Below are 12783 nucleotides of genomic sequence, written 5' to 3'. Positions count from 1 at the left end.
AATGAAAAAACTGTTCGTACTGTGCGCCATTGCCGGTTTCACCGCTGCCGTTCACGCCGCGCCCGAGGCGCCGGCCAAGAATTCGCAGCAGTCCAAGATGGCCACCTGCAACGCCGAAGCCGCCGGCAAGAAAGGCGATGAACGCAAGGCCTTCATGAAGGAGTGCCTGAGCGCCAAGCCCGCAGCCCCGGTCACGCAGCAGGACAAGATGAAGATGTGCAATGCGGACGCCGCCGGCAAGAAAGGCGACGAGCGCAAAGCCTTCATGAAGGAATGCCTGAGCGCGAAGAAGTAAGCGCACCCGGCTCCGCCCGCAACGCCACCTTCGCAGGTGGCGTTTGCGTTTGCACGCCAAGCTGGTGGAGATAGAGCGCCAGGCTGGCATACCAGCCGGATCCCGAGGCCACGCGTTCGCTGGCCAGGCAGCCCAGGAGGCGCGGCCAGAGGAAGCCGCCGCGCACCAGCGGCGAAGGACGCGCGAGCAGCGAACGGGCCAGGCGCCGGGCGAAGCGCGCGTCCAGCGCCGCGGCGCTCGGGGACAGGGCCTGCTTGTTCTCGTATGGCAGATGAGCCCATTCCGGATAGGCGCGGGCGATGGCCTCGCTGTGCAGGGTGTGGTCCGCCACCATGGCGAGGGGCAGGCTGGCCAGCAGGTCGAACAAGGCGTGATCGAGATAGGGCGCGTGCACCTGCGGCAGGCCGCCCAGCAGGCCATAGGGAACCAGCGCGATCTCGCGCCGGGTGCGGTTCCAGAAATAGAAGGAGGCAATGGGGTTGGGCCCATCCAGATGCCGCGCCACCTCCGCCCCCAGATGTTCGACCGCCAGCTCGCGGCTCATCCTGCGCAGCAGCTGGGCGGGCAGCAGGCCGGCCAGCGCCTCCTCGTCCGCGTCCAGCAGGCCGTTGGCGATGGCGTGGGGATCGCAGGAGCCGAACAGCGCCAGGCTGCGCGGCGAAACGAACAGGCCCGCCGACAGCACGTCGCCGCCGATGCCGTCGTACACCGGCCGTCCCTGGCGCTTCAGGTAGTCCATCGCGGCCAGATACCACGCATGCTCGTCGGAGCAGAAGCCCGTGAGCAGGTTCTTTCTCAGCTCCGCCTCGAAGCGGCAGGAGGGCTGGGGCAGCACGACGTGGGACAGGCCCAGTTCCCGCGCCAGCACGCCCGCGACGCGCACGTCTTCCGCGCCGCGCGGCGGAAAATGCTCCGTCGTCAGGCACAGCGCTGGGCGGTGGCCCTGCCGCAGCAGCTCGAACAGGATATGGCGCGAATCGCGCCCTCCGCTGAGGGGCATGATCCATTCCTTGTCCTGCGGCGCGCGGCGCGCGATGGACTGCCGGAACAGATCGATGTAGGCATCGACCACGGCATGGCGCCGCATGGCGGCGGGGCGCGGCGCGGCACGGCCACTGCAATGCAGGCGCAGCGTGCCGTCCCAGCCCAGGGAGGCGGCAGGCGGCACGGCGCGGATATGGCGGAAGGGCGTGTCGTCGCCAATGAAGAAGCCGAGGCGCAGGAAGACGGCCAGCGCGCCGTAGTCCAGGGCCGTGTCCGCGCCAAGTGCGATCAGGCGGGGAATGGAGGTCGAGAGCCCCACCGCATCGGGCGCGCTGTAGCAGTAAAGCGGGTACAGGCCGTAGCGCTCATTCGCCGCGGTAAGCTGCGCGCCGTCCCAGCTCCACCACGCCCATATGCCGTCGGCATCGCCCACGCGCTGGCCCAGCGTGCAGCTGGTGCTTCCTTCAAAGCTGAAACCCGCTGCCCGCCTCCGGGCAAAGCAATATGGCGTATCCATGGCGGCCTCCTCCAGGCCATTGGACAGGATACGCGGGCGGAGCTGATGATACGGATCAATGCGTCTGCGCGGGCGGCAGGCCGCGCTGCTGGGGGCGGTCGAAGGGAGGCAGCTCGCCTTCCTTGTCGTCCGGGTCGCGCACGATCATGCGCATGGGGATGGCGAAGTCGATATCGCGTTCCTGGAAAGCCCGGATCAGGGCCAGATAGATGGCCTGCTGGGTGTCCATGAACACGAAGTAATCCGGCGACTTGATCCAGTACACCACCTCGTAATTGAGCGACCATTCACCCAGCTGGAACAGGTGGGCGCGCTCGAAGTTTGCGGTGCGCTCGTTGGCGAGAACGATCTCCTTCACCAGGTCGGGAATGGCGGCCAGCTTGTCCGGGTCGGTGCCGTAGCGCACGCGGATCACGAAGGCGGCGCGCCGCGTTTCCATGCGCGTCTGGTTGCCGATGCGGGACTTGAGGATGTCGCCGTTGGAGAAGATGATCTGGTCTCCGCCCAGGCCGCGCAGGCGCGTGGTCTTCAGGCCGATATATTCCACCGTGCCCAGGTTCTCGCCGACGATAATGAAATCTCCCACCACGAAGGGCTTGTCCAGCACGATGGAGAGAGAGGCCAGAAGATCGCCCAGAATGTTCTGCACCGCCAGCGCCACCGCGATACCGCCGATGCCCAGGCTGGCGACAAGGGTGGTGATGTTGAAGCCCAGATTGTCCAGGATCATCAGGGTGAAGACCACCCAGACCAGAAGGCGCAGCACGAAATCGATGATGGCGGCGGAGGTGGCGCCCGCCGTGCTGTCCGCATTGGCGCGCAGGCGGGCGCGCCAGCTGCGCACGGCCGCGTCGCCCCACAGCGCGCCCTGCAGCATCATGGCCGTGACGGCGATGCGCCACAGTCCGACCCCGTATTTTTTCGGCAGGTCCAGCAGCAGGCTGCCCAGGTAGAGGGCCAGCACCACCATGAAGACCACGTAGGTGGAGCGCAGGATGCGCGCGAACCAGTCGTCCACGCGCGTCTGGGTGCGGCGCGCGATCGCCTCCAGGCGGCGCAGCACGAAGCACTTGGTCACGTACATCAGCACCGCCGCGCCCAGCGCAACGGCGAGGGCTACTCCCCACTCCTGCAGCGTATTGCCGAGGAAAACATACCTCATCAGTACTCCCGCTTGCATGCCAAGGGGCGCCAGTTTACCGAAGCGCCCGCGCCTGCCGCGCACGCCTTGCACAGGCGGCCTGTTCAATACTCTCAGGCAAAGCTGCGACAGAACACGGGCTTTTTCTTCATACTTTCCGCTCGTTCGACTAGCCAAGAACCGATATGACTGTAATCAACGATGGATCTCAACCTCAGCCGATCGAACTCTGGGGCGGCCTGGAAGCCACCGTCAACCGCGTGCGCGACCGCTACTTCAGCCAGATGGAGCACAACGGCCACGGCGGCAGATTAAGCGACCTGGACCGCTTTGCCGCCCTCGGCATCAAGGCCCTGCGCTATCCGGTGCTGTGGGAGCTGACGGCGCCGGACGGACTGGAAAACGCGGACTGGTCCTGGCCCGATGAACGCCTGCCGGCGCTGCGCGACCTGGGCGTCGCCCCCATCGTCGGCCTGGTCCACCATGGCAGCGGCCCGCGCCATACCAGCCTGGTGGACCCGGGCTTCGCCGAGGGCCTGGCCGAATACGCGGGCGCCGTTGCCCGCCGCTACCCCTGGGTGGAGTACTACACCCCCGTCAACGAACCCTGCACCACCGCCCGCTTCGCCTGCCTGTACGGCCTGTGGTATCCCCATGCGCGCGACGACCTGTCCTTCCTGCAGGCCCTCGTCAACCAGTGCAAGGGCGTGGTGCTGTCCATGCGCGCCATCCGCGAGGTCAACCCGAACGCCAAGCTGGTGCAGACGGACGACCTGGGCAAGACCTACAGCACGCCCGAGATGGCCGAATGGGCGGAGTTCTACAACGAGCGGCGCTGGCTGGCATGGGATCTCCTGTGCGGCATGGTGGGCCCGGAGCACGCGCTGTGGGACTACTTCATGCGCAGCGGCATCGATGCAGAGACCCTGCAATGGTTCCGCGACAACCCCTGCCCGCCCGACGTGGTGGGCGTGAACTATTACATCACCAGCGAGCGCTGGCTGGACCACCGGGGCGAGCGCTATCCGAAACAGTATGTGGGCGTGCACGGCTTTGCCGACATCGAGGCGGCGCGCGCCCTGGCCACGCCCACGCCGGGCGTCGGCCCCCTGCTGCAGGAGGCGTGGGAGCGCTACGGCCTGCCGCTGGCGGTGACGGAGGCGCACATCGACGCCAACCGCGAGGACCAGCTGCGCTGGCTCATGGAAGTGTGGCAGGCGGCGCAGGCTGTGCAGCGCAGCGGCGCGGACATGCGCGCCGTCACCGTGTGGTCCCTGCTCGGCTCCTTCGACTGGAACTGCCTGGTCACCGAGTGCAAGGGCTATTACGAAAGCGGCGCTTTCGACCTGCGCGGTCCCGAGCCCCGTCCCACGGCGCTGGTAGGCCTGATGCGCGAACTGGCCTCGGGCCGTCCGCCTTCGCACCCCGTGCTGCAGGGACAGGGCTGGTGGCGCCGTCCTGGCCGCTTCCTCTGTCCGCCCGTGGCCACCAGCACCAGCATTGCCGCCCTGCCCGGCGAGCGGCGCAGCACCCAGCATCCCGTACAGCCCATCCTGATCAGCGGCGCCACGGGCACCCTGGGCAGCGCCTTCGCCCGCATCTGCGCCGAGCGCCAGCTGGCCGTGCACGTGCTCACCCGGCAGGAGATGGACATTGCCGATCCGGCCTCGGTGGAGGCAGCCATCCGCCGCTACCACCCCTGGGCCATCATCAACGCGGGCGGTTATGTGCGGGTGCACGACGCCGAGCAGGACGCCCAGCGCTGCCTGCGCGAAAACGCCCAGGGCCCCGTGGTGCTGGCCGTGGCCTGCGCCCGCCACAATGTGCGCCTTCTCAGTTTCTCCAGCGACCTCGTGTTCGACGGCAGCAAGGGCAGCGCCTATGTGGAGAGCGATCCCGTATCCCCCCTCAATGTCTACGGCCAGAGCAAGGCCGAGGCGGAGCGCCGGGTGCTGGCCGTGAATCCGCAGGCGCTGATGGTGCGCACCAGCGCCTTCTTCGGTCCCTGGGATCGCCACAACTTCGTGACCCTGGCCCTGCAGGCCCTGTCGGAAGGGCGGCCTTTCACGGCCGCGGAAGACCTGGTGGTGTCGCCCACCTACGTGCCGGACCTGGTGCAGACCTGCCTGGACCTGCTGATCGACGCCGAGTCAGGCATCTGGCACCTGAGCAACGGCGATGCCGTGAGCTGGGCCGAGCTGGCGCGGCGCGCCTGCGGGATGGCGGAGGTGTCCGATGCACGGCTGCAGGTATTGCCGTCCACGGCCCTGGACCTGGCCGCTGCCCAGCCCCGCTTCTCGGCCCTGGGCAGCGAACGCGGCCGCCTGATGCCCACCCTGGACGATGCGCTGGAACGCTACGTGCGCGCAGTGGCGGAAGCGAGGGAGCGCGGCGGCATGCATGCGGGCGCCGCGCAGGCAGCCCACTACGGCAGCAACTGAGGGTCAGCCCGGCGTCCTGAGATGCCGGGCCAGGTCCGCGAGGCGATAGGGTTTGCTCAGGATCACGAAATCCTGCAGGCCCTGCTGTTCGCGCAAGGCGGGCAGCGGGTAGCCGGAGGCGAGAATGATCTTGATCTGCGGATAGTGCTCGCGCACGGCCCGCCCCAGCTCGATGCCGGTCATTCCGTTAGGCATCATCACATCGCTGAACAGCACGTCCACTTCGGGATCGCGCTCCAGGATGGACAGGGCCTCGGGACCGTCGCTGGCGCTCAGCACCTCGTAGCCCATGGCGTGGAACAGCTCGGTGGCCAGGTCGCGCACCAGGCTGTCGTCCTCCACGATCAGCACGCGCTCGGAACGCGGGCTTTCGTCCAGCGCCTGCGCGTCCACCCCATCGGCCACGGGCAGATAGAGGCGGATTTCCGTGCCCTGCCCCGGCACCGTTTCGATCTGCACCTCCCCTCCGGACTGCTTGATGAAGCCGTAGACCTGGCTCAGGCCCAGTCCCGTGCCCTTGCCTGTCGGCTTGGTGGTGAAGAAGGGCTCCAGCGCGCGCGCAGCCACCTCGGGCGGCATGCCGGTGCCGGTGTCGCGCACCGATACGCGCACGTACTTGCCCTGTCCCAGTTCGCCCACCTCGCTGGCGGCAAGCTCCACCGTCCGCGTCTCCAGCGTGAGGGTGCCCCCCTCCGGCATGGCGTCGCGCGCATTGACCACCAGGTTGAGCAAGGCGGCCTCGAAGCGCGCCATGTCCACCATCACGGCGTCCAGGCGCGGCGCAAGGCTGATGCGGAAAGCAACCATCGGCCCGGCGGCGCGGCGCAGCACGGGCTCGAAGCCGGTGATGAGATTGTTGAGCTGGTGGGCCTCCGCCGCCAGCGGCTGCTGGCGCGCGAAGGACAGCAGCTGCTGCGTCAGCAGCGCGCCGCGCTCGACGGCACGGCGCATGCTGTCCAGCACACGGGCGCTGGCCGCGTTGCCGCTGCTCTGCAACTGCACATTCAGAATGTCGATGCCGCTGGACACAACGGCCAGCAGATTGTTGAAATCGTGGGCGACGCCGCCCGTGAGCTGGCCCACGGCCTCCATCTTCTGGGCCTGGAACAGGGCCTTGCGCGCCTGCTCCAGGGTCTCGTCGGCCTTGCGCTTCTCCGTCACGTCGCGCGTGATCTTGGCGAAGCCCACGAGATTGCCGTCGTCGTCCAGGATGCGGTCCAGCACCGCGTGCGCCCAGAAGCGCGTGCCATCCTTGCGCACGCGCCAGCCCTCCGATTCGAAGCGGCCTTCGCGCGCGGCCGTTTCGAGCGCGCGTTCGGGGAAGCCGCTCTCGCGGTCCTCCTCGGTAAAGAAGCGGCGGAAGTGGGTGCCCACCACTTCATCCTGGGTATAGCCCTTGATGCGCTGTGCGCCGATGTTCCAGTTCGTGATCAGGCCTTCCGGCGAGAGCATGTAGATCGCGTAGTCCGTCACGCCCTGCACCAGCAGGCGGAAACGCTGCTCGCTCTCGCGCAGCGCTTCCTGGGCCGCGCGGCGGTCCGTGATGTCGCGCGTGATCTTGGCGAAGCCGATCAGCTCCCCGCTTCCCGTGCGGATGGGATCGATGACGACGTGGGCCCAGAAGCGGCTGCCGTCCTTGCGCACGCGCCAGCCCTCGCCCTCGAAGCGGCCGTCGCGCCGCGCGATGTCCAGCGCGCGCTGCGGCTTGCCGCTGGCGCGCTCCTCCTCCGTGTAGAACTCGGAAAAATGGTGGCCCAGGATTTCCGGCGCCAGATAACCCTTGAAGCGCTCGGCGCCCGCATTCCAGCTGTTGATGTAGCCGTCCACATCGAGCATGTAGATCGCGTAGTCGCTGATGCTGGCAACCAGGAGCTCATAGCGCCGCTCGTACCGGGAGAGCTGCTGGCGGTCGTCTGGCTTGCTTGGCACGATTGGCTGGAGTTCCGTCGTCATTGTTATTTTTCGCTATTCTGCTGGAGAGATTCCATCTCCATTGTATCGGTCCTGCGTGCAAGTCCGGCCCCGATTGCACGCCATTCGTGTTGTCCTGAACAAAGCGAGATTTGCTATGCTGCGTACGGCTCTCTGCCTGTTTCTTGCTGTTGGCGCCGCGCATGCCCAGGTGCAGAGCGTGACGGTCACCACCACCCGCGACCCCGTCGACAAATCCTATCGGAAAATGCTGAAGGGCATGGACCGATTCGAATCGGAACGTTCGCATGCGCCCGGCGCCACGCTGCGCTTCCGGCTGCTGCCCCGCCTGCCGGGTGTGCGCATGGAAGGCATCGAGATGAAGGTGGTGGGTGACACGGTCACCCTGCCGGTGCCGGTGGCGCCGGACAACAGCTTCACGCTCGAACGCAACGCACAGGCCCAGCGCGAGGATGCCGCCCTGGTGGCCAACCGCCGCACCGACAGCATGACCTGGCGGGCGGACGTGCGCAGCCCGGGCGTGCCGGCCGGCATGCGCAGGCTGGGCGACCTGCGCACCGAGTGCCGTGTAGGCATCGAGGCGGGCCTGGTCTCGAACAACGCCCACCTCTTCCGCTGGCTCTCCGACCTGTTCACCAATCCCGATGCCGTCTGCCGCGATCCGCAGGGCAACTACCTGTTCTTTGCCGAGCGGCCCCTTTTCGCCGTACGGCTGCACGCGGGGGAGCGCCACGCCACCCTGCCCTTCCGCTACCAGTACGCCGGCGGCACCCTGCCGCGCGCCGACCTGCCCTTCTGCGATTGCCAGGTACTGCTCGACCGGACCTATCACGCCCCGATCTGGGACGCAGGCTGGCCGGACGATACGCTGCTGGAGTTCGAGCACATGGACGACCCCGCGCCGCCGGATGCAGCGCCCGCGCCCGGCATTCAGCCGGGGCAGACGGCGCAGGAGGTGCGCGCGGCGCTGGGCCCGGCCACCGAAGTGCGTTTCGACAGCGGCCTGCAGGCCTGGCTCTATCCCCCGGCCGAGCGCCGGGGCAAGAACGCGGGACCGGAATTCATCGTGCTCTTCGGCGCGGACGGCCGGGTGCTCAAGAGCCGCCGCAATTAAGAAGTTTTTAAGAAGCGCTGAGGGAAGTTTTAAGAACGCGCGCAGGGCCGCGCCGCTACCATGCACTGCTTCGTATCCGCACCCGCATGAGGAAGAAATGAGCGACCTGCACGCAAGCCGGCTGAATATCTACAACCCCATCCACAAGGCCCTGCGCGCCTTCATGGGCGACACCCTGAACCGCAGCGCGCGCATGGATGCGCACGACGAAGCCGATGTGGCCGAAGGCCTGGCCCAGATCCGCGAACTGCTGGGCGTCCTGCGCGGCCACCTCAAGCACGAATCGGAATTCGTGCACGTGGCGATGGAGGCGCGCGCTCCGGGGTCCACGGCCACGGCGGAAGGCGACCACGCCCACCACGTGGCGGACATCGGCAACCTGGAAATGATGTGCGACCTGGTGCAGCAGTCCGCGGCGGCCGCGCGCGAAGTGCAGCTGGGCCACCTGCACCGCATGCTGTCCGTCTTCGTTGGCGAGAACCTGGTGCACATGAACATGGAGGAAACGGCCAACAATGCCGTGCTGTGGGCGCACTACAGCGACGGGGAGCTCATGGCAATCGAGCAGGCCATCGTGGCCACCATCCCGCCCGAACAGCAGCAGAAGACGATGAAATGGATGCTGCCCGCGCTGACGCCTTCCGAGCGCGCCTCCATGTTCCTGGGCATGCGCGCCAATGCCCCCGCGCCCGTTTTCAACGGCATGCTGATGCTGGCGAAGGGGCTGCTGGACGCGCGCGACGCGCACAAGCTGGACCTGGCGCTCGCCGCCTGATCCTCAGGCCACTTCCTGCAGCTGCAAAGGGCGCTGCACATCCAGCCGGAAGTGGCCGCGTCCCGTCTTCTCGATGGCGATGCCCGCACCGCGTTCGGCCAGGCGGCGCGCCAGCAGCACCAGGCGCGCTTCGAGATTGTCGTTCACGTCCGGCAGGCGCAGGCGCGCATCGAGCCGCAGCTCGCGGTTGCTGAAGGAGCTGCGCCCCTGCTGCACATAATCCTGCACCAGCCGCCACAGCACGGCGCCCGCCACGCCCTTGATCAGGTAATCGTCCCCGAAAAACACGCTGTCGTTGCCCGTGAAGTGGCGCACCAGCAGGGGAGCGCCTTCCGGCGCGGGCGCCGGGACGGGCGGCTGCTGCGCCGTTTCCGGTTCCGCCTCCTGCAGGATATGCATCTGCATTGCCAGCTGGGCGCACAGCGTCACCAGCGCGTCCTCGTCGTCGTAGGTGAAGCGCAGGTCCTGAGGACTCTCCACGTAAAGAATGCCCATCAGGCGGCTGCAGCCCAGAATGGGCACGGCCATCTGGCTGCGCGACTCCGCCAGGCCGGGCAGCGGAATCTCCAGCGCCTGCGCATCCGCCGTCTGCGAGCGGATGGCGCGGCTGTATCCGTATTCGCTCGTCATGTGGCTGATGCGGATGGGCGTGCGTTCGCGCGCCGCCACGCCGATCACGCCTTCGCCCAGCGCGATTTCCGAGCCTACGCCCGACTCCGCGTAGCCGCGGCTCGCCACCGTATAGAGCCGCGCAGGCGCCTCGTGCATCAGCAGCATGGCATGGGCGATGCCGAACTTCTCGTTCAGGCAGTTCAGGGTTTCGTCGAACAGGCGGTCCAGCTCACGGCATTCGCGCAGGCGTTCCGCACTGTTGCGCAGTTCCGCCAGGCGGTTCAGCGGAGGAGGCGGCGCGGGCAGCTGCGCTCCCTGCAGGCAGACCATGTCGGTCACGCGGTACACGTCCGATCCAAGCAGCTGGAACACTCCGCTCATGCCCACCTGAGAAGCGATGCCGGAAAGCTTGGCCTTCATGCTCTCGAAGAGCGAGCCGCTGGTTTCCGTGCGCAGGAACTCCAGCGTGAGCAGGTACTGGGCTGCCGTCAGGGGGCTGATCACCATCAGGCGCGCCTGGCGGCTGCCGAGGATGTTCGCGCGCGTCTTGTTGAAGAACTGGTAGGACAGCGCGATATGCTGCGGATCGATGTACTGCACCTGCGTGAGGTAGGACACGTTGGGCATGCCGTCCGCATCCGCGGTGCCGATGATGGCGGGGATCACGCCCTCGAAGCACTCGCGGATCGTATCGAGGCGCACGCGGCTCATTCGCCCGCCTTCAGGGGTTGGCCAGCCTTCGGGCCAGGCGTCTGGGTGAAGGCGTCGCTGGGGCGGAAGCTCAGGCCCACCAGTTCCTCGTCCGCCGCCGCCAGCAGGGTGCGCACCAGTTCCTCGCGCATGCCGATGGCCGCCAGTTCGGCGACGAAGGCATCGCGGTAGGCATGGACCAGGGCCACGTCCGCAGGCGTCAGCGCGGTGACGCGGGCCTCGCGGCTCTTGAGCTGGAGGGTTCGGTGGGTGGAAGGCTTGGTGAAAGCAACTGCGATGGCGCCGTTGGCGAAGATATCGCGCTGGATCTGCTGCGACTTCGGTTCCGGCACGAAGACGGTGAACAGGCTCCCGTCGTCGGCGGCGCGGCAGCCGATCCCGCGCACCAGCTGCGGCAGGCCGCCGCTCCCGCAGGTGGCCACGCTGATCGAAACCCCGCCTCGCACGAAGGCGATCTGGTCGGCGTCCAGCAAGGGGGCTGCGGTGGCGGGGAGGCTCATCCCCGCATTTTATCGCACCCGTCCCCGGGACCTGCGCTAGCTGAACAGCTCTGCCGTGGCGACCAGCCCCATGCTCCGGTCATTGCCGCCCAGGACAAGCACCTTGCCTGTGGCCAGCAGGTCCGCGGTATGCATGATGCGGGCGACGGCCAGCTGGGGGCCCTGCGTCACGGCGCCGCTGGCGGGCGTGTACAGCTCCGTATCCGCCACGCCGCGCGAGGTGAAGTCCTCGCTGCCGCCCGCGATCAGCGCGCGCCCGTCCACCAGGGGCGCGGCGGCATGCACGGCGCGCGCGTGGCGCATCTGCCCGCCGATACGCAGATTGCCGCCGTCCGCATTGCCGCGCACGATGGACTGGTAGGGATAGCCGTCGGCCTGTTCGCCCCCGGTCAGCAGCACCTCCCCGCTGGCGAGCACCAGCGCCCTGGCGTCGTTGCGGGATTGGGCATCCGGTCCCGCAACGGCAGTGAAGGTCTTCGCAGCGGCATCGTAAATTTCGGCAGGCGCGTAGCCCCCGACGATGGGCCGGCTGCCGTACAGCAGCACCTTGTTGCCGGACAGAGGCAGCGCCACGTGGCCCCAGCGGCCATACTGCATGCTTGCGCCGAGCGGGGTGAAGCTGTCGTTTGCGGGATCGTAGATTTCCGCCGTGCGCCAGCCCGCCGCCGAACCGGCCACCTGCCCGCCCGCGATCAGCACCTTGCCGTCTGCAAGCAGCGTGGCCGTGTGGTACTGGCGGTTGGCTGCGGGCTGGCCAGCCATCGCCCTCGTCTTGCCTGTCGCCGGATCGAAGCGCTCGGCGCTGGGAGTTCCGCTCACTGTGCGCGAGCCTCCCAGCACCAGCAAGGTGCCGTCCGGCAGCGCGGTGACGGTGTGCGCGAAGCGGCCCGTAGCCAGCATGCCTGCCGAACTGAATTTCTCCGTGTAGGGATCGAAAACCATGACTTCCTGCGGCGCTACCGAACTACCGCCTTCGCCGCCCACGATATACAGCTTGCCGCCCGCCCCCGTGGCCGTGACATGGGCCGCGCGCGAAAAGCCCATGGGAATCTGCTGCAGCACGTTCCGGTAAGCCAGGTTGGGCTTGAGCTCACGCGTGACCGAGGTACTGCCCGAGGTTACGGTCAGCCGCAGGGGCCCCGCTGGCAGGATGGGCAGCGCCAGCGGCGTGCCGCTCGTGATGGCGAGTCCCGGCGGGTCGATGCGGCCCGTGCCGCCGCTGAAGACGGCGGTTACGGTGGCCGCGGCGCCAACCTGATAGTCGGCCTTGTCGCTGGTGAAGGAAGTGATGGCCGGTCCGGCTGCCGGCGGCGGGATGGCTGCGCCGCCATCGCCGCCTCCGCCGCAGGCGGCCAGTCCACCCGGCAGGGACAGCGCGGCGAGGGCGCGCAGTGCTTCACGTCGATGCATTATTTTGATCCTCCTGGTCGTCGCAAAATAAATGTGACCAAGTGTAGAATCGCACCCCCGGTCGAATCCACCACTATTACCTTTTCAGGACAATTTCGAGAAACATGGCTGCAGCTGTAAGGAGGCGTTACTTCTGTAACCGAAGGACGGCACTTGGCGGAATGCCATCGCCCTGCTATAATTGCGCGCCTTGGCCTGGTAGCTCAGTTGGTAGAGCAGAGGACTGAAAATCCTTGTGTCGGTGGTTCGATTCCGCCCCGGGCCACCAAGAACACCATCAAAGGAACGCCGATCCATGCCGATCGGCGTTTTTGTTTTCTCCGTCTGATGTACGGCAACAAGTCCTTGGCG

10 protein-coding genes and 1 tRNA gene are annotated in these 12783 nt (G+C 67.4%); 5 read left to right on the top strand and 6 right to left on the bottom strand.

Annotation, left to right across the window (positions count from 1 at the left end; all coding sequences use genetic code 11):
• Position 1: 1 nt before the first annotated feature.
• The gene (locus tag LSQ66_RS00150; RefSeq protein WP_231767813.1) at positions 2 to 295 is read left to right on the top strand and encodes a PsiF family protein; all 294 of its coding nucleotides are present in this window, start codon (positions 2 to 4) and stop codon (positions 293 to 295) included.
• Here the strand turns inward: LSQ66_RS00150 and LSQ66_RS00145 are convergent.
• Both LSQ66_RS00145 and LSQ66_RS00140 read right to left on the bottom strand, forming a co-directional pair.
• Positions 264 to 1796, bottom strand: coding sequence for an asparagine synthase-related protein (locus LSQ66_RS00145; RefSeq protein WP_231767812.1), 1533 nt, complete (start codon positions 1794 to 1796; stop codon positions 264 to 266). The two genes, LSQ66_RS00150 and LSQ66_RS00145, sit on opposite strands and share 32 nt — an antisense overlap.
• A gap of 55 nt (positions 1797 to 1851) precedes the next feature.
• The gene (locus LSQ66_RS00140) at positions 1852 to 2958 is read right to left on the bottom strand and encodes a mechanosensitive ion channel family protein (RefSeq protein WP_231767811.1); all 1107 of its coding nucleotides are present in this window, start codon (positions 2956 to 2958) and stop codon (positions 1852 to 1854) included.
• A gap of 164 nt (positions 2959 to 3122) precedes the next feature.
• Between LSQ66_RS00140 and LSQ66_RS00135 the strand changes: the two genes are divergently transcribed.
• The gene (locus LSQ66_RS00135) at positions 3123 to 5378 is read left to right on the top strand and encodes a family 1 glycosylhydrolase (protein ID WP_231767810.1); all 2256 of its coding nucleotides are present in this window, start codon (positions 3123 to 3125) and stop codon (positions 5376 to 5378) included.
• Between the two features lie 3 nt (positions 5379 to 5381).
• Here LSQ66_RS00135 and LSQ66_RS00130 read toward each other — a convergent pair whose 3' ends face one another.
• The gene (locus LSQ66_RS00130) at positions 5382 to 7331 is read right to left on the bottom strand and encodes a hybrid sensor histidine kinase/response regulator (RefSeq protein ID WP_231767809.1); all 1950 of its coding nucleotides are present in this window, start codon (positions 7329 to 7331) and stop codon (positions 5382 to 5384) included.
• Between the two features lie 115 nt (positions 7332 to 7446).
• On the opposite strand from LSQ66_RS00130, the gene LSQ66_RS00125 reads away from it, so the two are divergent.
• Both LSQ66_RS00125 and LSQ66_RS00120 read left to right on the top strand, forming a co-directional pair.
• Complete coding sequence (locus tag LSQ66_RS00125) at positions 7447 to 8424, top strand: outer membrane protein assembly factor BamE (protein WP_231767808.1); 978 nt, start codon at positions 7447 to 7449, stop codon at positions 8422 to 8424.
• Between the two features lie 97 nt (positions 8425 to 8521).
• Complete coding sequence (locus LSQ66_RS00120) at positions 8522 to 9199, top strand: hemerythrin domain-containing protein (RefSeq protein ID WP_231767807.1); 678 nt, start codon at positions 8522 to 8524, stop codon at positions 9197 to 9199.
• 3 nt (positions 9200 to 9202) lie between these two features.
• Here the strand turns inward: LSQ66_RS00120 and LSQ66_RS00115 are convergent, their stop codons facing one another.
• The 3 genes from LSQ66_RS00115 to LSQ66_RS00105 are packed head-to-tail and all read right to left on the bottom strand — an operon-like array spanning position 9203 to position 12432.
• The gene (locus LSQ66_RS00115; RefSeq protein ID WP_231767806.1) at positions 9203 to 10522 is read right to left on the bottom strand and encodes a GAF domain-containing protein; all 1320 of its coding nucleotides are present in this window, start codon (positions 10520 to 10522) and stop codon (positions 9203 to 9205) included.
• Entirely contained in the window at positions 10519 to 11022 is a 504-nt protein-coding gene (locus tag LSQ66_RS00110; protein WP_231767805.1) for a hypothetical protein, read from the bottom strand. Before LSQ66_RS00110 ends, LSQ66_RS00115 begins: the two co-directional genes overlap by 4 nt.
• A 36-nt stretch (positions 11023 to 11058) precedes the next feature.
• Entirely contained in the window at positions 11059 to 12432 is a 1374-nt protein-coding gene (locus LSQ66_RS00105) for a Kelch repeat-containing protein (RefSeq protein ID WP_231767804.1), read from the bottom strand.
• A 192-nt stretch (positions 12433 to 12624) separates the two neighbouring features.
• Here LSQ66_RS00105 and LSQ66_RS00100 point away from each other — a divergent pair.
• A tRNA-Phe gene (locus LSQ66_RS00100) sits at positions 12625 to 12700 on the top strand.
• The last annotated feature ends 83 nt before the right edge of the window (positions 12701 to 12783 follow it).

The organism is Massilia endophytica (genome assembly GCF_021165955.1).
In the GTDB taxonomy this organism is placed as follows: Bacteria; Pseudomonadota; Gammaproteobacteria; order Burkholderiales; family Burkholderiaceae_D; genus Rugamonas; species Rugamonas endophytica.
Note: the sequence above shows the minus strand (reverse complement) of the source record. Positions and strands in the feature narration are given on the sequence as shown.